The 20,195-nt window shown below is 49.2% G+C and carries 22 protein-coding genes, 2 tRNA genes and 2 pseudogenes; 10 read left to right on the top strand and 16 right to left on the bottom strand.

From position 1 onward, the window contains the following. Positions 1–20: 20 nt before the first annotated feature. Entirely contained in the window at positions 21–1,007 is a 987-nt protein-coding gene (locus LFE_RS04030; RefSeq protein WP_014448993.1) for a DMT family transporter, read from the bottom strand. A gap of 122 nt (positions 1,008–1,129) precedes the next feature. Between LFE_RS04030 and LFE_RS04035 the strand changes: the two genes are divergently transcribed. Continuing rightward, positions 1,130–2,017, top strand: a complete 888-nt coding sequence (locus tag LFE_RS04035) for a LysR family transcriptional regulator (protein WP_014448994.1) — start codon at positions 1,130–1,132, stop codon at positions 2,015–2,017. A 382-nt stretch (positions 2,018–2,399) separates the two neighbouring features. Here the strand turns inward: LFE_RS04035 and LFE_RS04045 are convergent, their stop codons facing one another. The 4 genes from LFE_RS04045 to LFE_RS04060 all read right to left on the bottom strand — a co-directional run bounded on the left by LFE_RS04045 (position 2,400) and on the right by LFE_RS04060 (position 5,523). Then, the gene (locus LFE_RS04045) at positions 2,400–3,344 is read right to left on the bottom strand and encodes a VOC family protein (RefSeq protein ID WP_014448995.1); all 945 of its coding nucleotides are present in this window, start codon (positions 3,342–3,344) and stop codon (positions 2,400–2,402) included. Between the two features lie 107 nt (positions 3,345–3,451). Continuing rightward, positions 3,452–3,826 (bottom strand): VOC family protein, encoded by a 375-nt coding sequence (locus LFE_RS04050; RefSeq protein ID WP_014448996.1) that lies wholly within the window; start codon positions 3,824–3,826, stop codon positions 3,452–3,454. A gap of 89 nt (positions 3,827–3,915) precedes the next feature. Beyond that, positions 3,916–4,170 carry a hypothetical protein gene (locus LFE_RS04055; protein WP_014448997.1) on the bottom strand — a complete coding sequence of 85 codons (255 nt, stop codon included), beginning with the start codon at positions 4,168–4,170 and terminating at the stop codon, positions 3,916–3,918. A 213-nt stretch (positions 4,171–4,383) separates the two neighbouring features. Next, positions 4,384–5,523 carry a hypothetical protein gene (locus LFE_RS04060; RefSeq protein ID WP_014448998.1) on the bottom strand — a complete coding sequence of 380 codons (1,140 nt, stop codon included), beginning with the start codon at positions 5,521–5,523 and terminating at the stop codon, positions 4,384–4,386. A gap of 244 nt (positions 5,524–5,767) precedes the next feature. Here LFE_RS04060 and LFE_RS13575 point away from each other — a divergent pair. Beyond that, a pseudogene (locus LFE_RS13575) lies at positions 5,768–6,151 on the top strand (ISAzo13-like element transposase-related protein); the annotation flags it as partial. Between the two features lie 14 nt (positions 6,152–6,165). Here the strand turns inward: LFE_RS13575 and LFE_RS04070 are convergent. The 10 genes and pseudogenes from LFE_RS04070 to leuC all read right to left on the bottom strand — a co-directional run bounded on the left by LFE_RS04070 (position 6,166) and on the right by leuC (position 12,813). Further along, positions 6,166–6,438: a hypothetical protein gene (locus LFE_RS04070; protein ID WP_014449000.1), complete on the bottom strand. Its 273-nt coding sequence runs from the start codon at positions 6,436–6,438 to the stop codon at positions 6,166–6,168. Between the two features lie 43 nt (positions 6,439–6,481). Next, positions 6,482–6,637: pseudogene (locus LFE_RS14505) on the bottom strand (tyrosine-type recombinase/integrase); the annotation flags it as partial. After that, positions 6,634–6,849, bottom strand: a complete 216-nt coding sequence (locus LFE_RS04075; protein WP_014449001.1) for a type II toxin-antitoxin system HicB family antitoxin — start codon at positions 6,847–6,849, stop codon at positions 6,634–6,636. The pseudogene LFE_RS14505 and the gene LFE_RS04075, both read right to left, overlap by 4 nt. An 82-nt stretch (positions 6,850–6,931) precedes the next feature. Beyond that, positions 6,932–7,528, bottom strand: a complete 597-nt coding sequence (locus tag LFE_RS14255; protein WP_014449002.1) for an ORF6N domain-containing protein — start codon at positions 7,526–7,528, stop codon at positions 6,932–6,934. Between the two features lie 389 nt (positions 7,529–7,917). Continuing rightward, positions 7,918–8,127, bottom strand: a complete 210-nt coding sequence (locus tag LFE_RS04085; protein WP_014449003.1) for a DUF2283 domain-containing protein — start codon at positions 8,125–8,127, stop codon at positions 7,918–7,920. 219 nt (positions 8,128–8,346) lie between these two features. Further along, entirely contained in the window at positions 8,347–9,261 is a 915-nt protein-coding gene (locus LFE_RS04090; RefSeq protein WP_014449004.1) for a site-specific integrase, read from the bottom strand. 221 nt (positions 9,262–9,482) lie between these two features. After that, positions 9,483–9,558: transfer RNA gene (locus tag LFE_RS04095), tRNA-Lys, on the bottom strand. 168 nt (positions 9,559–9,726) lie between these two features. Further along, positions 9,727–10,776: an AI-2E family transporter gene (locus tag LFE_RS04100; RefSeq protein ID WP_148272542.1), complete on the bottom strand. Its 1,050-nt coding sequence runs from the start codon at positions 10,774–10,776 to the stop codon at positions 9,727–9,729. Next, positions 10,773–11,399: a 3-isopropylmalate dehydratase small subunit gene (gene leuD / locus LFE_RS04105; protein WP_014449006.1), complete on the bottom strand. Its 627-nt coding sequence runs from the start codon at positions 11,397–11,399 to the stop codon at positions 10,773–10,775. The genes LFE_RS04100 and leuD overlap by 4 nt, the downstream gene beginning before the upstream one ends. Positions 11,400–11,415: 16 nt before the next feature. Then, positions 11,416–12,813, bottom strand: coding sequence for a 3-isopropylmalate dehydratase large subunit (gene leuC, locus LFE_RS04110; RefSeq protein WP_014449007.1), 1,398 nt, complete (start codon positions 12,811–12,813; stop codon positions 11,416–11,418). A 110-nt stretch (positions 12,814–12,923) separates the two neighbouring features. On the opposite strand from leuC, the gene rfbB reads away from it, so the two are divergent. The 4 genes from rfbB to LFE_RS04130 all read left to right on the top strand — a co-directional run bounded on the left by rfbB (position 12,924) and on the right by LFE_RS04130 (position 16,170). Next, positions 12,924–14,009, top strand: a complete 1,086-nt coding sequence (rfbB, locus tag LFE_RS04115) for a dTDP-glucose 4,6-dehydratase (RefSeq protein ID WP_014449008.1) — start codon at positions 12,924–12,926, stop codon at positions 14,007–14,009. Continuing rightward, the gene (gene rfbA / locus LFE_RS04120) at positions 14,006–14,884 is read left to right on the top strand and encodes a glucose-1-phosphate thymidylyltransferase RfbA (RefSeq protein WP_014449009.1); all 879 of its coding nucleotides are present in this window, start codon (positions 14,006–14,008) and stop codon (positions 14,882–14,884) included. The genes rfbB and rfbA overlap by 4 nt, the downstream gene beginning before the upstream one ends. Then, complete coding sequence (gene rfbC / locus LFE_RS04125) at positions 14,881–15,432, top strand: dTDP-4-dehydrorhamnose 3,5-epimerase (RefSeq protein WP_014449010.1); 552 nt, start codon at positions 14,881–14,883, stop codon at positions 15,430–15,432. The genes rfbA and rfbC overlap by 4 nt, the downstream gene beginning before the upstream one ends. A gap of 225 nt (positions 15,433–15,657) precedes the next feature. Then, the gene (locus LFE_RS04130; RefSeq protein WP_050989479.1) at positions 15,658–16,170 is read left to right on the top strand and encodes a SixA phosphatase family protein; all 513 of its coding nucleotides are present in this window, start codon (positions 15,658–15,660) and stop codon (positions 16,168–16,170) included. A gap of 22 nt (positions 16,171–16,192) precedes the next feature. Here the strand turns inward: LFE_RS04130 and LFE_RS04135 are convergent, their stop codons facing one another. After that, the gene (locus tag LFE_RS04135) at positions 16,193–16,570 is read right to left on the bottom strand and encodes a helix-turn-helix domain-containing protein (protein WP_050989480.1); all 378 of its coding nucleotides are present in this window, start codon (positions 16,568–16,570) and stop codon (positions 16,193–16,195) included. Positions 16,571–16,643: 73 nt separating this feature from the next. On the opposite strand from LFE_RS04135, the gene LFE_RS14660 reads away from it, so the two are divergent. The 4 genes from LFE_RS14660 (at position 16,644) to LFE_RS04155 (ending at position 20,063) form a co-directional block, all read left to right on the top strand. Continuing rightward, positions 16,644–16,838, top strand: coding sequence for a helix-turn-helix domain-containing protein (locus LFE_RS14660; RefSeq protein ID WP_014449012.1), 195 nt, complete (start codon positions 16,644–16,646; stop codon positions 16,836–16,838). A 367-nt stretch (positions 16,839–17,205) separates the two neighbouring features. Further along, positions 17,206–19,047, top strand: a complete 1,842-nt coding sequence (locus LFE_RS04145; RefSeq protein ID WP_041774011.1) for a sensor domain-containing diguanylate cyclase — start codon at positions 17,206–17,208, stop codon at positions 19,045–19,047. A gap of 103 nt (positions 19,048–19,150) precedes the next feature. After that, positions 19,151–19,226 (top strand) — tRNA-Met (locus tag LFE_RS04150). Between the two features lie 255 nt (positions 19,227–19,481). Beyond that, on the top strand, positions 19,482–20,063 hold the full coding sequence (locus LFE_RS04155; RefSeq protein ID WP_014449014.1) for a hypothetical protein: 582 nt from the start codon (positions 19,482–19,484) through the stop codon (positions 20,061–20,063). Positions 20,064–20,195 lie beyond the last annotated feature (132 nt).

A 20,195-nucleotide genomic window follows, 5' to 3' on the forward strand; every position in this document is an offset into this window, starting at 1 on the left:
TTCCTATGGGGTCAGGGCTTTCACTGATCACACCCCGCATTTTCTCTTCCTTTCAGACCCGATTCCGCCCGTCTGAGAAAAAAAGACCTTACCACCGGGCGCTGACACAGATTGTTAAAAATCAGGGCGAAAATCACCAGAAGAGAGCCCCAAACTTCTCCAGAGATCACTGGTTCACCCTTCATGGCTGAAATGCCGAGCGCGGTCACCGGCGTGAGGTTGATAAAGAGGACCCCGTTCACTGTCCCCAACAGGCGGTTCCCCGCATTCCATGCAAAAACTCCCAATATTCCAGCCAGCAAGATCATATAACCAAGATCCCATGTCACCTCATGAAGCTGTCCCCAGTTCGGGAGACGAAGCCAGCCAGCCATCGTTCCGACCCACACGATCCCGTCGATGGAAAGACTTCCAAAAACGCAGGAGAGCGCAGTATATCTGAGAGGCGACCATCCGGAAAACTGGTTTCCACCCCAAGTATAGATGACCCAGCAAAAAGCGCCGGCCAATATGATCGCTTCCTCGGCAATGCGGGATCCCATCGATTTGAGCAGGCTCAGGTTACCTTTTGTGACCACAAGAAGAACACCGGTCAAGGCAAGAACGAGAGACAACATGGTATAGGACGCCGGCTTCTTTCCCGAGGCGAACCATGTCACGAAAGCAGCCAGAAGCGGCAATGTGGCCACAATAACAGCCGCAACGACGACTCCATCATGTCCAGAAATTTTCTGCTGTCCCCAAAAGACCAGGAAACCGAAGCCTGCGAAACCCAGTGTTCCATAGACCCACAGAGAGATCCCCCGCCCTTCCAGGCTGAACGCCTGACGCCCCTCGAACACGAAAAGGATTGCCAAGAACAGAATGGAGGCGATCCCGTACCGGATCGCAGTCAAATAGAACGGGTCCATAAATTTCAAAGCATGTTCCATCACCGGAAACATTGCTCCCCACGAGGTGACCGCCAGAACACACATGAGAACACCCAAAAACACCCGACTTCCCATCAGAATCCTCCCTCAATGAATATCGTCTTCTTGTTCTTGCTGCCTGATTCATTAAATGATAAAGTGCAAAACTGTATTAGTAAAATTAATGATTTTCATTGAACTCATGAGGGTTTTCTCATATGACCATTATCCAGTTGCGCCTTCTGTTGGAGTTGAAGGATTTGGGAAATTTCACAGAGGCGGGCGAGCGTCTCGGAATCTCTCAATCGGCGGTTTCCCATGCCTTGGCATCTTTCGAAAGAGAAATAGGGATAGTCCTGTTCAACAGGGATCGACGGGGAATCTTTCCAACAGAAGCCGGAGAGCGGATTCTGGAACATGCAAGGGAAATCTTGCTTCGCGTGGATCGCATCAGGGAGGAGGCGGGGTCCTTTTCCAGCCTCAAGACAGGAAAAGTCAGAATCGGAACTCTTCAAAGCGCTGCAGTTCGGATCATTCCTGGCGTCATCGGAGTCATGAGACAGAAGTTCCCGGGGATCGAGATCTCTGTATTCGAGGGAACCGATCAGGAAGTTCAGGAGTGGGTCGATTCCGACACAATCGATTTCGGGATTCTGACGACTCCATGCGACAGTCTGGAGATCATTCCTCTCTTTTCGGACCGGATGTTCGGAATCGTTCCGGAGAACCATCCTCTCGCGAGCCGACAATCTCTTTCTTTCGACCAATTTGCATCGGAACCGGTCATCCAGTGTCTGGGAAGATGCGGTACTCTCGTAACATCGGGCTTTTCAAAGGCTGGGATTTCCCAAGGAATGAAAACGATTGAAGCGAGAAACATATCAACGGTCTTGGACATGGTCCGCTCCGGGGCCGGGTCCGCTATCTTGCCGGGACTGGCTCTGCCAAAGAACCGAACGGGGATCAGTGTCATCCCTCTTGAACCTTCCATTCTGCGAAATATCGCTCTTGCCGCCCAGAAATTCCAGTCTCTCTCTCCGGCTGCGAATGTCTTTGTCAAATTTGTCCAGGAATGGGTCGAGAAACATCCAGAAGAATTAGTCTGAGAAGATGTCTTGTTCCGGAATAAGATCACTCCCAGAAATATGGGAGGTCTTCCTGAGAAAGTAAACGTCCGAGAACCGTTCCAATCTATCGACGGTGATGCGATGACCTGATCCGATGGAGTCGCCTTCGCAAGACTTCAAAAGACCGAAGAGACGGAGAAAATCTTTCCGGATCCCAGAAGCCGACCTGACACTTCCGAAGGTCCTGAATCCAAAATAGAAGTGTCTTGAAATGAAGCATCCGGTCTGTCCGTCCCCCTGCCGGCTCCACAACAAAGAAGCTGATGGAACGGGCCTGAAAATCAGGCAGTCACAAAACTCAGATCCAGATTTTTAACCAGGAACAATTTTGATCCGGATGCCTCATCAGATGATCTTCTTTTCAGAGACTCATCTCCAATTGGAACAGACTGCCATCGGCCCCACCAATGTATGCTTTCCTGAGTGTCGCGATGTCGAGTTTCTTCATCCTGAGGAAGGCCTGCATGACGCGAGCGACCTTGTCGGGATCGTTCGAGCCCATCATCTCATCCATCGCGGCCGGAACGATCTGCCACGAAAGATTGTACTTGTCCTTGAGCCAGCCGCACTGTTCGGCGTCAGGAACCGCCGAAAGCTTCGTCCAGCAGTAGTCTATTTCCTCTTGGGTGTTGCATTGCACCGAAAAAGAGATCGCTTCGTTAAATGAAGAATCATGTTCTCTCGCGCTGTCCATGGCGGCGAACCACTGGTTTTCGAGCCTGAAGTCAGTGAACATGACCGTCCCTTCCCGGTGCGGGTCCATGCCCGCAGGATAGTGGACCATCCTTCCCCGTTTCGAACGCCCGAAGACCGAGAGATAGAAGTCGCTGGCCTCTTGTGCCTTCCCGTACACGGCCCCGGAAAACATCAGAGATGGAATGATGAACGGCCGTTCTTCGCCTTCTGGATTCGTCAGGATCAGTTGCCACGAAAGCCCGTACCGGTCCTGGATCCAGCCGTAGCGCTCGCTGAAAGGATATTTGTCGAGCGGCATTAGAACCTTGCCGTCCTGTGAGAGACTTTTCCATAGCGTGTCGAGATTCTCCCGGGCCAGCCTGTCCTTCGATGGGTCGAAATTGAGGAGGAAGGAGACAGAAGGACTGAATCTGAACAAAGGACCGGCGCTGATCGCCATGAATTTCTGGCCCGAAAGCTCGAACCGGACGACGTCGCAGTCGCCCGAAGGCGTGTCATGAAGTCTGGTCACTCCGGTAACCTTCGAATCCGGAAAGACGGAACAATAAAATCCGGCCGCTTCCCGGGCTTCCCGGTCGAACCACAGGTGCGGGATGATCGTGACGCTCATGGTGCTTCCCCCTCTCAACGCAGCCTGTATAAACCGGTTCGCCCCGGGTCCGGATTCTGACCGACGCGCCGAAGAAAGCGCGGGAGTATTCGTCCGGGGCTCCCTCGTTATTTCATTGAATGAAGTCCGATCATGTTTCCTTCCGTATCGAATACCAGCGCGATGAATCCGTATTGCCCGATGGAAAACTTTTCCTTGTCGACTTTTCCCCCGTGATCGGCAGCCCGCTTGGCCTGAACGGCGCAATCCTCGCAATCAAAATACACCAAGGTACTGTTTCCGCCAGAAGGAGCCCCTTCCATCCGGACGAGAGCGCCGGTAGACCCACAGCCCTTTTCTTCCATGGGGAAAGTCCAGTAGTCCATCTTCCCACCCGGACTTTCCAGCTTCGAGAGACGGGTTTCGAACACGGATTCGTAGAATTTCTTGGCCCGGTTCATGTCCTGAACGTAAATTTCGAACCAGCAGACAGCGTTGTTCATGGTATCCTCCAGATTGTTGGGTGTGAATGATCAAATGGTTCTTACGGAATCGATACCAGTGTACCGCGTCGGAGAAGAGGCTGCTTCTCTTATCTTGCTCTCGTCAGCCGAACCGGGTCCGGCCTTCCAAGAGTGGCCAGAAGGGCCAGAAGAATGGGCGGGTCGAGCGGGCCCGGGGGGCGAAGGGAGAGTTCGAGGCGTTCCGGATCGAACTCGAAGGCGAGAGCCGTTCGTCCCTGTACTCCCACAAACGAAGTGAGTAACCCGCTGCGTTCCGTTTGGATTCGGCCTGTAACAGCATCTATGGCCGATTGCACATAACGGTCCTTAATACGAGGGTTCACCTGGGTTCGCCCTTTTCTTCAGCCTGGCCCCCGATCCGCCTGATGCTGGCAGGTCCTGTTCGATCCTCACGGACTGAAAAGCCCATTTTCGGGAGGGTACGTTGTTCCGGAAGCTTCCGACCCGGCCGTTGACAGCCACGCCGGTTCCGGTAGGCTACCCGTCAGGGAAGACGGGGTTCTCTATGCAGGTAGAGACTGGCCTGCATTGAACAATCACTGCGACAGCTTTACACGTCGCACGGTCTGGATGTGCTCGTTTTCGATCTTCCACCTTGCCCGGCCGGCCTTGGCGAGAGCGACGAGGGTGTCTTCGGTGACCGGATGATCGGTGATCCAGGAATTGTGATAGAGAATCTGGCCTGTCTCCTCGTCGGTGACGGTGAGTTCGAACCAGTTCGCCAACAGAGCGTCGTCGGTGTCCCGGAGCGGGAGATCGGCCATAAAGCGAAAAGACCAGCACTCCCGGACGACCCTGGGTATCCGCTTGCCCTTGGCCTTTCCCTGGCTCCTGGCGATGATGACGCTGTGGGTTCCGATCGGGCCTGAACGGGCGAAGTCGACGACCCACTCGGTGATCGTTGGGTGGGAGGCGGGTTTGCAGGTGAAGAGAAAGTGGAATCCGGCATCCCGCGCTTTCTGGCAGAAGGGCTGGTGGGCATAGAGGTCGTCCCCCAGAAGAGTGACTCCCCAGGAAGCATAGTGGATCCCCCAGGTGTCGAGCCACCGGGAAGCCGCCCGGATCTCGCAGTCCTGTTTTTCCCGCCCGTCCTCCCGGACGACGAACTCCGGCGGGAGAGCCACGACCCTGGGCTCTCCGGGGGCCACCAGTGCCGGGGTCATCGCAATGTGACGGTGCAGGACGCTCCCGTCCGAACGGTTGGAAACATGACAGGATGGGCAGAGGATCCCGCTGTCCGAGGAGAAAGTGTCGGTTCCGTCCAGAGCGATCAGGACGGTTCCGTTCAAAACCCGATAGTCCGACAGGCATCCCTCGGCCCACAGAGCGTATCCGACTTCCTGAATCAGCGGAGCCACCTCCTTCGCCTTGACCGGATCGAGGATGTTCCGGATTTGGGGATCCGTTGGGACATCGTGTACGCCGAAGAGGGACTGGACATTGTTCCGGCCGGTCGTCAGAGCAAGATTCCTCTGGAAGGACAGAAAGGAGGGAGACTGAGTGAAGAATACGGAGAATGCCGAGCAGGCGGCATCATGCATCGAGTACTTCGTGTTGTTCCCGGGCTTCCGGCCGTCCGGAAGAGCCCGGAAGGCGGTGGAAATCCGGTCGACAAGAGGCTGGGCCTTGCTGGGAATGGCATTCGGAGTGGGGTTCGGAATCCGAAGAGTGTCCATGTCCCAAGAATGCCGGAAAATATGCGATGTGTCCAGTGATTTCTACGTGTAAACGTAAGTGATTATTATTAAATCAGATTTCAAATTTTGAATTACTGTTAGAATAGGCTGACAGAACTATTGCCGAAGAGAGCCAGAAGAATGCTCATGGATTTTCTCGGATCTTGCAGGACTCAGGACATGAAAAAAGCCAGCATTTACGCTGGCTTGATTACTTTACCGGATGATCTTGGAGTTCTTTGGATCTGGTAATGGTGGCGGCGGCAACGGCTACCGGGTGCGACTGTGGAAGATCGCGCTGCAGAGATTTGCAAACGAGTCCGGATTGCGTCTTTCGGTATGCCACTTCCCGCCCGGTACCAGCAAGTGGAACAAGATCGAACATCGCATGTTCAGCTATATCAGCATGAACTGGCGGGGGAAGCCTTTGACCAGCCATGAAGTCATTGTCAATCTCATTGGCAGCACGACCACGCGAAACGGATTGACGGTCACGGCTGAACTGGATACCAATCTTTACGAAAAGGGCCTTCGTATCAGCGATGAGGAGTTGGCTGCCGTCAATCTCAAAAAAGCAGACTTTCACGGCGAATGGAATTATTCCATCGAAAATAACTGTTCAAGTTAATATCGGACTTGCCCTTAGTGGGCGGCCACCTTCGCCTCCAGAGCGGCCAAGCGTTCCCGGATTTCAAGGGCTGTTGTGAGCTTGTCGTCCAAGTGGTGGATTTCCGTTTTAATCTCGCCACGAACGGAATCGATCTTGTTATCCAGACGGGCAAGGCCGTTGTCGATCTTGTCGTCAAGTCGCTTGATCTCGACTTCGACGCGCGTCAAGCGTTCCCGAAGATCGCTGATGCCAGGGGCGACGGTTTCCTGGAGAATTTTCTGGATTGCTTCGATGGATGAGGCCATGGGTTCTCCTTTTGGATGATTCTACGGGAAGGGAGGCGCTATTTCAAGCTCTCTCCACCAAATCCTCCTCCCTCAAATGAGTGTACCTCGCCAACATCTGAAGCGTCTTGTGTCCGGTAATCGTCCTGACCTCCATCGTATCAAAACCCTTCTCAAAAAGCCTGTTTGAGGCTTCGTGCTGGAGATCGATGAAGCTTAGGGGAAAGAGAGGGCGGGAGTGTTGGGGAGGGGGATCGGACGACCTATTTCCTTTGCCGCTTCAATCCAAAGTTCAATGGCCGTTTCGACCTCTCTTAGAGCCGCATCACGGGTTCCTCCCCATGCGGAGCACCCTTCCAGTTCGTGAACAAAGGCAATAAATCCCTTGTCCTCATCGCTCCAGAAAACTTCAACGGTATAGTGGTCTATCATGATGAACTCCCAAATTTCTCAATCATCTTGATCAATTGTCTTGCTTGATATGCTGGAATTCTGCCACTCCGGTTCTGGAGATTCAAGATATCCTTGGTGTCTTTCCTCCCTTTTTCTCGAATCCCAAGGACATGGCTACCATGCAAGCATCATCGAAGCGAACATCGAGAGGGTTGTTCCGGACCGATTCCAGAAGCTTCCCGAGTTTGCTCACTTCAGGAGCTCCGCTAGATCTTCGGCTTTCAGGTGAGTCGAGTAGCAAGGAACTGTTGCCAGTTCCCCGCCCTCTAAGAACTGGCCGTGCGACTCTCACCGCAGCCAGCTCAAGCCTTTCAAGGGCCCGGTTTCCACCGGACCCGGCGTTTCCGGCTAGAGGAAGAACGCTCGAAAGCATAACTGCCCCATGTTCTGTGAAAACATAAGGGAGCGTTCGGCGGCCACCCCAGGATCTTGATCTTGCAAATTGCAAGGTCAAGTTTGAAAACTCCTCGTGGGTGAGGCGAAAGGCGAATTTCTCTGGAAAACGGGCAGAATTGCGATTGACTTGTTGGAAGAGGCGTTCTGTCTTGACCCCGTATAATCCGGCCAAGTCTGAATCGATCATGACCTTCTGACCACGAATGAGAAAGATCCGGGAGGTGATGGTTTCGATGGGAACGAGAGAATCGGATTTGGGCATAGGCTCATCAGAGATGGAGGAATTTCAATCAGGAAGTATGGATTAAGATTATAGAGCCGATTCTGAGAAGTCAATCATGAAAGTAGAATCTACATTAAAAGACAGGGATGGGGAGAAAATAGAAAATCAATCACGGAATTCAGATACCCCAAAACTCATACTCGATAAGCAGAAGATCCTTCGGACACTTATGCTTGTCTTTTTGAGCCTCGGCCATTTTATGCTTGATTTTTCTCATCCAAGACTCTGATGGGAAGAGGTTAAAGCAGGTTTTTGGGCCAAATTATGCTTTTCTGTGAGGCCAAGAAATGGTTGTACTCACACATAAAGCCGCCAAACGTCCAAGTTACGATTGTTTCCACATCCATCGTGTGTCAGTAGCATCGTCATTAAACAGGGGCCACGTCCAGGCTCACTTGGAGAAGAGAGTTCAACCCTCCTGCTTTTTTTGAGGCATCTAAAATTTCGATGCCAACCATGTGACCTTCCTTGTCGTAGTCCAGAATAATGCCATCAGCCACTTCCTCACTACTTTCAATGCTTTCACCGGTCAGATCCAGATAAATGGCGTCTGCCTGTGGATCTATTCTTACCCGCATGGTTTCCTCCTGTCGAAATACGCGGTTATCATATACTCGTGATCGTCTTCCCGTGTAACGACTCTCAACATCTTTCTTCTTTCAGAATAGCATTTTAAAAAGGAGCATTTGTTACCATTGGTCTCGATTTATCCGGATTGGCGATCGTTTCTTCTACAAGGCTCGTCAGGATTTCCCGGCGGTTGATCTGAAAAAAGCGTGAGGATCGTAACGAATCACTTAATGACCCGAACTCTTCGTCTGGGCTTCGACCGTTTTCCCGGATCTTTCCTTTTTCAGTTTGTCAATTTCTTCAGCAATGTCTTCTGTCTTTAAATGAGTGTATCTGGACAGCATCTGATAGGTTTTGTGACCGGTGATTTTTTTTACCTTTTCCGCGCTCAGCCCCAACTCGAACAGCCTTGACGTGGCTTCGTGCCGGAGATCATGAAAGGTGAGACCGTTAATCCCAGCCTTCTTGCAAGCGTGAATGAAGACCCAGGTAATGGAATGAGGATCCGTATATCCGAAGACTCTTCCATCTATTCGACGAGGAATACTCGATAGAATCCGAATAGCTTCTGACGATAAGGAAACGATCCGTACTTCTCCGGTTTTCGTTCCCGGAAGGGTGACTGTCCTCTTTTTTAAGTCTACATCATCCCAGGTCATTCCATCGATCTCCCCTCGCCTCATGGCGGTTTCAAGGGCAGGAAGGACAATATGAGGGAGGTCTCCTCCATATTTCTCGCAAGCATCCAGAAGAGCCGTTTCTTCCCCGGGGTTCAGGCGGCGATCCCGGGAAACTCCTCGACCGTAAGGTAGCCGGATGGCCTGGACGGGATTTCCAAGACCTGACATGCCCCATTCCTTGCTGGCAACGGTGAAGAGATGCGAAAGGATGACAAGTTCTCTTCTGACAGTCGCTGGTGAGACGGTTGCGAGCCGTTCGTCACGATACTCTGCAATGTCTCTTCCTTGGATTGTCGCCAGAAATCGTTTTCCAAGACTGTGGATTTTAAGGTTTTCGATTTGCCGGGATTCCTGGTAGGAGCCTTTTTTCTTTTCCGTGATCTCTGTCAGATAACGATCCAGCGCTTCGGAAAGTGTCGTGTTCTCTGCTTCTTTTCTCGAAAAAAAAGCTCCCCGATCCATTTCGCTTTCGATCAGTCGCGCCCATTTTTCCGCATCGGATTTATTGTTGAAAGTCTTGTATTGGGAGGGGAAGCCCTTTCGAATGACTTGGGCCTGTTATTGATAAGAACCACGTTCTCGAATTGCCGCCATAATTTTAGCCTCCGGAAAAGTGGATTCCGAACAAGCTTATTATGGCATAATTATGGCATAAAATATTTTTTAAACAATGGCTTAAATAATGGTGAGCCGCCTGGGTTTCGATCCCAGCACACTCGCCTTAAAAGGGCGATGCTCTACCGAATGAGCTAGCGGCTCGAGGGACATTCTGCCGTAAACAGCTTGTTTTGTCAATTGATTATTGGGTGATTGGTGATGGCTGTCTTGAGAGAGTTTTTTGAAGGTGCTCAAGAATTCCATTGTGCAGGGGGAATTTCTATAACCATTGAACAAAGAATGAGTTTGGGGAAGTTCCTTTTGTCGGGACTAATGTGGGTTTTCAGTTATGAGCAAATGGCGCCACACCTCCAGAAAAACCGACAAAATGATTGGCCCGATAAAAAGACCAATTAACCCAAATGTTTCAAGACCCCCAAGTACTCCCAAAAGAATCATGAGAAACGGGATATGGGATGTTCTGCCGATAAACATGGGTTTGACGAAATGCTCCATTCCACCAGAGACCAGAATGTTCCATGATGCAAAGACAACTGCAGTTATGGGATGCCCTGTCGCAAGCAGGTAGATGGTGGCAGGAAGCCAGATGATGGCTGCCCCGATCGGGAACAGGGAAGTGATGAATATGGCTGTCGAGAGTAGCAGGATGTTTGGAACTCCTGCGATCTTCAAAGCTGGAGCAGCTAAAAGGGCTTGGGCAAGGGATGTAAAAAACAGTCCATAAATGATTCCTTTAGTGGTCGGTGGGATAACCCCCAACGGCCTTGTCAGGTTTTCGCCCGCAGCAGAATCGGACAGACGGGTGATCTGTTCCCAGACATTTTGTCCATGAAACAAAAATGCAAATGTCCCGAGAAGCATGATCAGCAATTTGATCAGCCAGTGCCCCAAACCGGAAGCCAGGGATAAAAACTGGTTCCCGATTTCCATGAGGTGGGATTCAAGCTTCCCCGTTACACCCGTCAGCATCTGGGTATTGGTTTTCAAGCTGGTTGCCAAAAGGGCAATTTTATGGCCAATGAAGGGAAGGTTGATCAGCCATTTTGGAAGAGTTGCAGATGGGTCCTGAAGAAAATCCCTGAGGGACAGTGTTTCTCGGAAGATTTCCTGCCCGATTGGAACAGCCAGAAGTGTCAGTGGCAAAAGAACCAGAAGGCAAAACAGGAAGACTGTTAGTAATGCTGCCATAAATGGTTGTGGAACCCATTTTTTGATGAATCGTTGTATGGGGGAGAGGGCGAAGGCCATAATCGCCCCCCAGACAAGCGGTTCCAGATAGGGAGCAATGACCCAGTATGCCAGAACCGTTGCCAGCCCAAACAACAAAAAAAGAGATCTTCCGCCTTCAGTTCGATTCATGCAGTCATGTCTGGAAAAAGCCAGGGAGCTTCTTTGCGTCGTCGATCTTCGTAGCTTGTGATCAGCGCTTTTTTCTCAAAAGTCAGGCTGATGTCATCAAGCCCCTCGAGAAGGCACTTCTTGAGGAAAGCGTCGATTTCAAAAGGAATCGTTCTTCCATCCGGAAGGAGAATCAACTGTGATTCAAGGTTGATTTCAGCTTGGTATCCGGGTGTCCGGTCAATCTCCTTGAAGAGACCGTCAACAATCATCCGGTCAATGCGAATTGGCAAAATCCCGTTTTTAAAACAGTTATTATAGAAAATATCGGCAAAAGAAGGTGCGATTATGGCTTTTATGCCAAAATCCAGAAGGGCCCAGGGGGCATGTTCCCTGGAACTGCCTGAACCGAAGTTCTCTCTGGAAAGAAGTATCCTGCCTCCTTTGTATCGCGTCTGGTTGATTACAAAGTCAGGGTTTGGTGTGACTCCGTCGGAAAGGTATCTCCAGTCATAGAAAAGACTTTTTCCAAGACCTGTCCTATGGATGGTTTTAAGAAACTGTTTGGGAATGATCGCATCTGTATCAACATTTGCGCGATCGATGGGGATAACAATTGATTTGAGTGTTTTAAAGGCTTCCATCCTGTTTTTCCTTTTTTCAGTTCCAGTTTCGGATATCGACAAAGTGGCCGGTAATGGCCGCAGCGGCAGCCATCTCCGGGCTGACAAGATGGGTCCTGCCCCCTCTGCCCTGTCTTCCCTCAAAATTCCTGTTTGATGTTGACGCACAACGTTCTCCAGGCAACAACTGATCAGGATTCATTCCCAGACACATCGAACACCCCGGTTCTCGCCATTCAAATCCGGCTTCGAGAAAAATCTTGTCGAGACCTTCCTTTTCTGCCTGCTGGCCGACAAGACCAGATCCTGGTACAACCATGGCATTGACACTGGGAGAAACCTTGCGTCCCTTTATGATGCTTGCAGCTGCTCTCAGATCCTCTATCCTTCCATTGGTGCATGAACCGATAAAAACCCTGTCGATGGAAATCTCGCTTAATGGAGTTCCCGGCTCAAGTCCCATATATTTGAGGGCATTTTTCGCATTTTCTTTAGAGACTTCATCTTTAAAACTTTCGGGGGAGGGAATGGATCCTGTGACAGGAAGAACCATGCCCGGGTTTGTTCCCCATGTGATTTGGGGCTCGATCCTGGTGGCATCGATTTCAAGAACCCGGTCATATTTTGCATCAGGGTCAGAGTGCAGGGACTTCCAGGAGGAGACAGCCTTTTCCCAAAGGTCACCCTTGGGTGCCATCGGACGACCCTTGATATAAGAAAAGGTCACTTCGTCGGCTGCGATCATTCCGGCTCGGGCTCCTGCTTCTATCGCCATGTTGCAAAGCGTCATCCTGGCCTCCATGGAGAGTTCCCTGACGGCTTCTCCCGAGAATTCCAGAACATACCCTGTTCCGCCATCAGTTCCGATTTGACCGATGATGTAAAGAATCAGATCTTTGGATGTCGAGCCTTTGGGGAGATGGCCGTTGACCTTTATGAGAAACGATTTCGGTTTCTTCTGAATAAGGGTTTGTGTGGCCATGACATGTTCAACCTCTGACGTTCCCACGCCAAAGGCAAGTGCGCCAAAGGCTCCGTGGGTCGAGGTATGGCTGTCACCGCAGACGATGGTCATTCCTGGCAGGGTAAACCCCTGTTCAGGAGCGATCACGTGGACAACACCCTGTCGAATGTCGTCCATCGTAAAGATGGGGACAGAATACTCCATGGCGTTTTTGGTCAGTGTTTCAACCTGAAGGGCGCTGATAGGATCTTCAATCCCTTTCTTTCTTCCGGTTGTCGGAACATTATGGTCCGGAACCGCAAGTGTTGCCTGAGGTCGATGAACTGCCCTGCCAGCGATCTTTAGTCCTTCAAAGGCTTGTGGGCTGGTTACTTCATGGACAAGCTGCCTGTCTATATAGAGAAGGGTCGATCCGTCAGATTCTGTAACAACGTGATCATCCCAGATTTTTTCTAAGAGAGTTCGTCCCATTGTTGTCATGGCTCCTGTTTGGGTGCATGGGGTTTAAATAGATCAAATGAGAGGATATGATACCAAAAATTCTTTTTGAGTGCATGGACCAATTTTAAAAAGGATGCTTAATGTCGAAACGATGGCTTGTAACGGGCGGGGCTGGGTTTATTGGATCAAACTTTGTGTTGGAGGCCCGGAAGAAAAATCTGGCTAAAGTCTTGACTCTGGATCTTTTGACGTATGCCGGGAACCGAACGAATCTTTCTGCCATTGAGAAAGATCCGGACCATGAATTTGTTCATGGAGACATTTCCGATCCCTCTTTGGTCAGGTCTCTTATTGAGTCATTCAAGCCAACGGCGATCTTTCATTTTGCGGCTGAGTCCCATGTGGACAGATCGATTGACCATCCGGGCATTTTTCTGAAGACGAATGTGGAAGGGACATTTGTTCTTCTTGACGAAGCCCGCAAATATCTTTCAGGAGGTGGGGGAGATCCCGGTGAGCCATTCCGATTCATCCATGTCTCGACTGATGAGGTTTTTGGGAGTCTGGGGGCGGAAGACCCTCCCTTTACGGAGACAACACCATATGCTCCAAACTCTCCTTATGCAGCTTCAAAAGCAGCCTCCGACCACCTCGCCAGAGCCTATTTTCACACATATGGCCTGCCGGTCATTACGACAAATTGTTCCAATAATTTTGGTCCCTGGCAATTTCCCGAAAAATTGATTCCGACTGTCGTCTTGGCAGCAATAGAGGGGAAAGAGATTCCGTTATATGGAGATGGGCTCAATATCAGGGATTGGCTATATGTGGGAGATCATGTTCAAGCCATCCTGCGCATTCATGAAGCAGGCATCCCAGGGGAAACTTACAATATTGGCGGCAACAGCGAACGGACCAACCAAAGGGTGATCGAGACGATACTATCAATCCTTGATCAGGAAAGACCAAGATCAGACGGGCATTCTTATTCTGGACAGGTCCGCCATGTTACCGATCGCCCTGGACATGATCGACGCTATGCCATGGATGCAAGTCGCTTGAAGCGCGAACTCGGTTGGACTCCAGAGTTTTCTTTTGAGTCGGCAATAGGGGAAACGGTGAGATGGTATCTGGCAAATGAAGAATGGTGGAGGGAGATCCGTTCACGGAAATACGCTGGCGAGAGGCTGGGTGTATTGCCCCCTTTGAAAAAGGGGGCAAAATGAGAGGAATCATTCTGGCAGGAGGTGCCGGTACACGGCTTCACCCATTGACTTATGTCGTAAGCAAGCAGCTTATGCCTGTTTATGACAAACCCATGATCTACTATCCCCTTGTAACTCTGATGCTGTCGGGTATCAGGGAAATCATGATCATTTCAACTCCGGCTGATCTCCCCCTTTTCAAGGCGCTCCTTGGAGATGGTTCTGCTCTTGGTCTTTCCTTCTCCTATGAGGTTCAACCCACACCTGCCGGACTTGCCCAAGCATTTTTGATTGGTGAAAAGTTTATCAGGAAAGAGCCTGTGGCTCTTGTTTTGGGAGACAATATTTTTTTCGGGCATGGATTGTCAGAGGTCCTGCAAAAGTCGGCATGTCTTGAAAGAGGAGCCCTGATTTTTGGATACATGGTGAAAGATCCTGAAAGATATGGTGTTTTGTCATTTGACCCGGAGGGAAGGGTTCTTGAGATTCTGGAAAAGCCCAAGGAGCCGCCTTCGCGCTATGCCGTGCCTGGACTCTACTTCTATGACGGAATGGTTTCAGAGTATGCCAGGTCGCTTCGTCCATCGGACAGGGGAGAGCTTGAGATTACGGATCTGAACAGGTTGTATCTCGCCAACGGAGATTTACGCGTCGAGCGATTGGGCAGAGGGACAGCTTGGCTTGATACAGGAACGCATGAAGCTCTTCTTGAGGCATCGAATTTTATTGCCGCGATTGAAAATCGGCAAGGATTGAAAGTGGCTTGCCCGGAAGAAGTTGCCTATAGGATGGGGTATATTTCACGGGAAGATATTTTGAGAACCGGTCGTTCAATGTCCAAAAATGGGTATGGCCAATATCTGATTTCTTTGGCAGAGGAGGATCTTTTTTCATGAGAGTGATTGAAACGAATCTTCCCGGGGTTCTCCGGGTGATCCCTGACCTGTTCAAGGATCCCAGGGGATTTTTCATGGAGACCTACCATGCTGAGAAGTTCAAGGCCTTGGGACTTCCAGAAATTTTTCTGCAAGACAACCATTCCCGATCAGGAAAAGGGATTCTGAGAGGTCTTCACTTTCAGAAGACTCGTCAGCAGGGAAAACTTGTCAGGGTAGTAGCCGGATCCCTGTTTGATGTGGCGGTGGACATACGACAGGGATCCCCGACTTTCGGGCAGTGGTATGGTCAGGTCTTGACCTCTGAGAATCCTGAGTTTATTTATATTCCAGAGGGATTTGCTCATGGATTTTATTCTCTTGAGGAGAATACTGAGCTTGTTTATAAGTGTACAGAACTGTATGACCCTTCTGATGAAGGGGGAATCCTTTGGAGCGATCCGGATATTGGTATCGACTGGCCAGGAAGGACTCCGACCGTCTCAGCAAAAGATGCCTTGTATCCTTTATTGAAGGAGCTTTCTGCAGAGCATCTTCCCAAAATATAAGCGGGATGAATCTGTTGCGGAGATTGTCTTTTCAAAGGAGAAGTCATCTCCGCTGTGATTCCTGTTTTGCATCGCTTCTGCCGTTCAGATAAGGATCTTATTTCTTTATTGATCGGAGAGATCTAGTCTTTTTTCAGGGAGATCCCCAATCAGTCCAAGAGATTTCAATATTTTTATATAACTCCGGATTTTTTGAGGAATTCCTTTAAGAATAAGGAGTTTTGAATGGATCTTGTTCTTTGGAGACATGCTAAAGCAGAGGAACTTTCTGTATTGGCAGATAGCTCTGGGGAGCCGATGCGGGATCTTGACCGTCCTTTGACGGATAAAGGCTGGAGGGATGCCAAAAAAGTTTCAGGGCGGATAGAGAAGCGACTGGATTCGTCTTTCGTAATCTTTTCAAGCCCTGCACTGAGAACCATCCAAACCGCTCAGTGCCTTGGCCGAAAGATAAAGGTTCTTGATCTTCTGTACCAGGGTTCCGCGAAACAGATTTTCTCTTTCCTTCATTGGCCGGAACTTCAGTCGTCGACAGTCATTGTTGGACATCAACCCTCGATTGGCCGTCTTGCTTCCTTGATCCTGACGGGAGAGGATTTTCCTCTGGTGGTGGAACCAGGGGCATTTTTCTGGTTTCGTTGGAAAACGGGGTATTCGGGTGGGCAACCGGCGCTAGTTTGGGCCATGACTCCGGGTTGTTTGAAAAAAAACTCCAGGAAAAATGAAAAGAATGATTGACATTCCTTTTGAACCCTCAAAATCAGCTGATACGGTGGCTGGCGAGCTCGGCAAGCCGCATTGCAAGCTCCTTTATCAATGTCCTGTCCTTTCGGTCAAGTTGGCGAATAAGAATCATTAGCTGCCGGTCTTCGTTCGACTGGAGTGAAGGTTCGCTGACAACCGTTTCTGAAGATTGATCCCTTTCTCCCAAAACAAGCCAGTCCAGAGAGACATGAAATTCCATTGCGATGGCAGTTAAAAGCGTTATGGGCGGTATCCTGCTGCCGGACTCGTAGCGCGAAATATCCGTTTGGGAAATCCCGAGACGATGAGCCAATATCGCTTGTGAAAGAGCTCCTCTCAAGAAACGGATCCTTTGTGCGATACCAGAGGCGTGATGGTTGATATTTATACCCATTAAGTATAATATTTTCCTTTTATGAAAATTTGGAATATATTGTTAAATAAAAGAAAATTAGGGGATTATAAGATTGGATCTATTAACGGTCAAGCAAATCAAACTTGCTCTTTTACTCCGGGATTGGACGTTGGCTGATCTTGCCCAAATGATCGGGATTACACCATCGTATCTTTCGATGGTTCTTAACGGAAAAAGAAAGGGGCAGTGGGTTTGGGAGGCCGCTTCGAGAGAGCTCTCAGGTTGCTTGTCGCAATTTCGGATCTGAGCCGAATCTTGTTTGTCTGAGGAGCTAAGATTCTCATGTTGGATGTGATCCTGATCGGCTGGTGTGAGGCATCACCCGAATAATAATTTTATGGCTGCCGGAATAGACTGCTTGTTTCTTTCCGATGGACATATTTTCTGTATTTATAATATATCTTTATGATTTTAAAAATTGATTTTTTATGGCAAACTGTCCAAGAATCATCTCCTCTCTTTATTGAAAGTGTAAGTTCTATCTGAATCATCACATCCCTAATCTTTATGGATGCTCACGGTTCTCCGAACGATAAGATCTTGTGTCCCTTGGCCTTCTTTTCATTGGAAATTCTCTTGTCATTTTTTAGACTTTGTCCTGATGGGAGTGTTTGATGAGTCAAGATTCCATGGATGGGTTTGATCCATTGAACAAGGATTTCTTCGAATCTGTATTCAATTGGACGGGTATAGGTATCGGTGTTGTGGATCTTTACGGGTCTTACTGGAAGATCAATGATGCTTGGGCACAGATGCTGGGTTATACGAACGAAGAGCTTCTGAGTAAGAGTATCCGGGATATTTCACATCCGGATGACACCGAAAAGAGTTACTCCTCTCTTCAGGCAATGATAAGGGGGGAGATTGACTCCTACCGATTTGAAAAACGCTTTGTTCGGAAAGACCAGACGGAAATTTATTGTGATCTGATTGCCACGCCATTTAAAAATAGTCATGGCGAAACCGTTGGTGTCATTGGAGTCATGATCGATATTTCTGATCGGAAAATGTTGTCCCAACAGCTTCTGTCATTGAAGAATCTTTATGCCGGTTCCGCTCTGGTCCATCAAAACCTGCTTCAAGAAAAAGACTTGGGATCTCTTTTGGAGGAGGTCTGCAGGATTGGGGTCTCTTATGGAGGATTTGTTGCTGCGATGGTTGCCGATCTTGATCGGACCACCCGACAACTTCATATCAAGACAACTGCTTGTCCTGATCCTGTGATCAAGAAAATGCTGGATGTCCTTGAGCTTTCCTCCGACCCCGAGTCACCCGCCGGTATCGGTACGGTCGGTGAGTCTGTCCGAACGGGGAGGCCTGTCTTTATCAATGACTTTATAGCTCACCCGAACACGGGGCAATGGAAAGAGAGGGCCAAATATGCGAACGTGCGATCGGTGGCATCATTCCCTTTAAAGAAGAAAGGGAATGTCATTGGAACACTGATTGTCCTGTCGGACAAGATTGGCTATTTCCATTCTGAAGTCCTTTCTCTCCTGACATCGATGGCAGAAAGCATTTCTTACTGTATCGACAGTCTTGATCACCGGGAGAACCTGCTATTGTCCTCAACTGTCTTCAGGGAAGCGATTGAAGGGGTCATTATTGCCGACTATCATGGAAAAGTGCTGATGGCGAACAGAAGCTTCCATGAAATTACCGGATTTTTGCCGGAAGATATTCTTGGAAAAGATATCAAGGTGTTCCATTCTGATTCCCATGATCGTAATCTTTTCAGAAAAATCTTTAAGTCCGTTGCAACCACTGGAAAGTGGGAGGGAGAAGTATGGAACAGGCGACAAAGCGGTCAGATCAGGCTCCACCGACTTTCAGTTGTGGGAATAAGCTCTAAAGAAGGTATGTTAACTCATTTTATCGGATTCCTCTCCGATATCACCGCTCAACGGGAAGAGGAAGACCGGATGCGACGCTTGGCTTTTCATGATCCATTGACGGGACTTCCTAACAGGATGCTTTTTCATGATCGCCTTGATCAGGCATTGAGGGGAGCAAAACGATCTGATTCGGCAGTTGCTATCTGTTATCTGGATCTTGATGAGTTTAAGCCTGTGAATGATCGGTACGGACATCAGGTGGGAGATGAGCTTTTGAAAGAAGTGGCTCTCCGGCTTGAGCGGTCAATCCGTGAAGCGGATACAGTCTGCCGTATTGGGGGGGATGAGTTTATTATTTTGTTTCCCAATATTTTGGATGAAAATGAGATTGAGCGACTTGGAGAACAACTCCTTCAGGAAGTTTCCAAACCATTTGCATGGGGAGATGAACTCCTTTATGTTACGGCAAGTGCGGGATTGGCCTTATATCCGAATGATGGTGCGGAGTTAACGGACCTGCTCACCCAAGCGGATTGGGCGATGTATCAGGCTAAAAAATATGGTCGGAATCGCCTGTTCTGGAAGGTTAGTCCATCGGCACCAAATGACAGTGAGTTCTAACAGGAATCGACATCTTTCCTCTCTGATCTCTTGATGTCGGATTTTTATTGGTAGCTGTTGATTTTTTAAAAATACATCCTGTATGATGGGCGGATCATTTCGTGGCGGTGTAGCTCAGACGGTAGAGCAGGTGAATCATAATCACTCGGTCGGGGGTTCGAGTCCCTCCGCCGCCACCATAATCTCAATTGTGTTTCTATTCGTCCTTATTCCGTTAAAAATTCTTTTTCACAAGATCTTCCCTCAAAAATTTGAGACTTAGGACAAGTGCATGATTTTGACTCCTGATGTGAAAGGTCTTATCGTGAGAGCATTTACTCATAAGGTTTCCTTGGGGAATTTTCACTTTCTTTTGAAAAAGTTATAGATTGAAGCAGTTGCTTAAGAGATCGTTGAACATGAACTCAAGTTTTGAGATGTCAAAAGGGGGAACTATGCTTAAAAGATCCAGAGCAAGTTTTTTTGCTGGAAAGTGCTTTTTATTGGCCATTGGCGTTGCGGTTGGGATCACCTGCCTGTCCAATTCAAAGAAGGCGGAAGCCGCTATCCTTCCAGTCAGCCTTTCGGTCCAGGGGATCGGCGTCGATGTTCTCTCTGGTCAAAGTACGGTTTTGGGGAATACGAACAGTTACAGTGGTTTGGGTCTTGGTGGAGGCGCAATGGTCGAGCTTAATCTTCCGGGACCTTTATCGCTTCGTGCTCAGGCCAATTATATCCATTTTGCCGGTACTCCTGTTTTCAATATTCTGCCAATAACAGGCGGTGTCCAGATGGATCTTTTTAGTCTCCTGCCTTTTACTGTTTATCTCGCAGGAGATGCCGGATATAACGAAACAACTGGTTTAGGAACATCTGGCGGTAACTTTACCTGGGATGCCGGTGTCGGTGTCAGTTTCGGACCTGTTTATGTAGAAGGTCGGTACACTTATATTGCTGGACCAATCATGTCAACCTCCCAGGGAACAATGGGAGGTATGTCCTATATCCCGATCGTTGTAGGTTTTACATTCTTTTAGAAAAAAAATTCAAGGGGCTCTTTTATCGGACATCTTTTATGGAGGCATCTCTTCTCAGGAGAACTGTCTCCAAGGAGGTGTCTTTTTTTTTGAGGACTTATTGGTGGAAGAAAAATAGCGGCCTAATGAAAC

The organism is Leptospirillum ferrooxidans C2-3 (genome assembly GCF_000284315.1).
In the GTDB taxonomy this organism is placed as follows: Bacteria; Nitrospirota; Leptospirillia; order Leptospirillales; family Leptospirillaceae; genus Leptospirillum; species Leptospirillum ferrooxidans.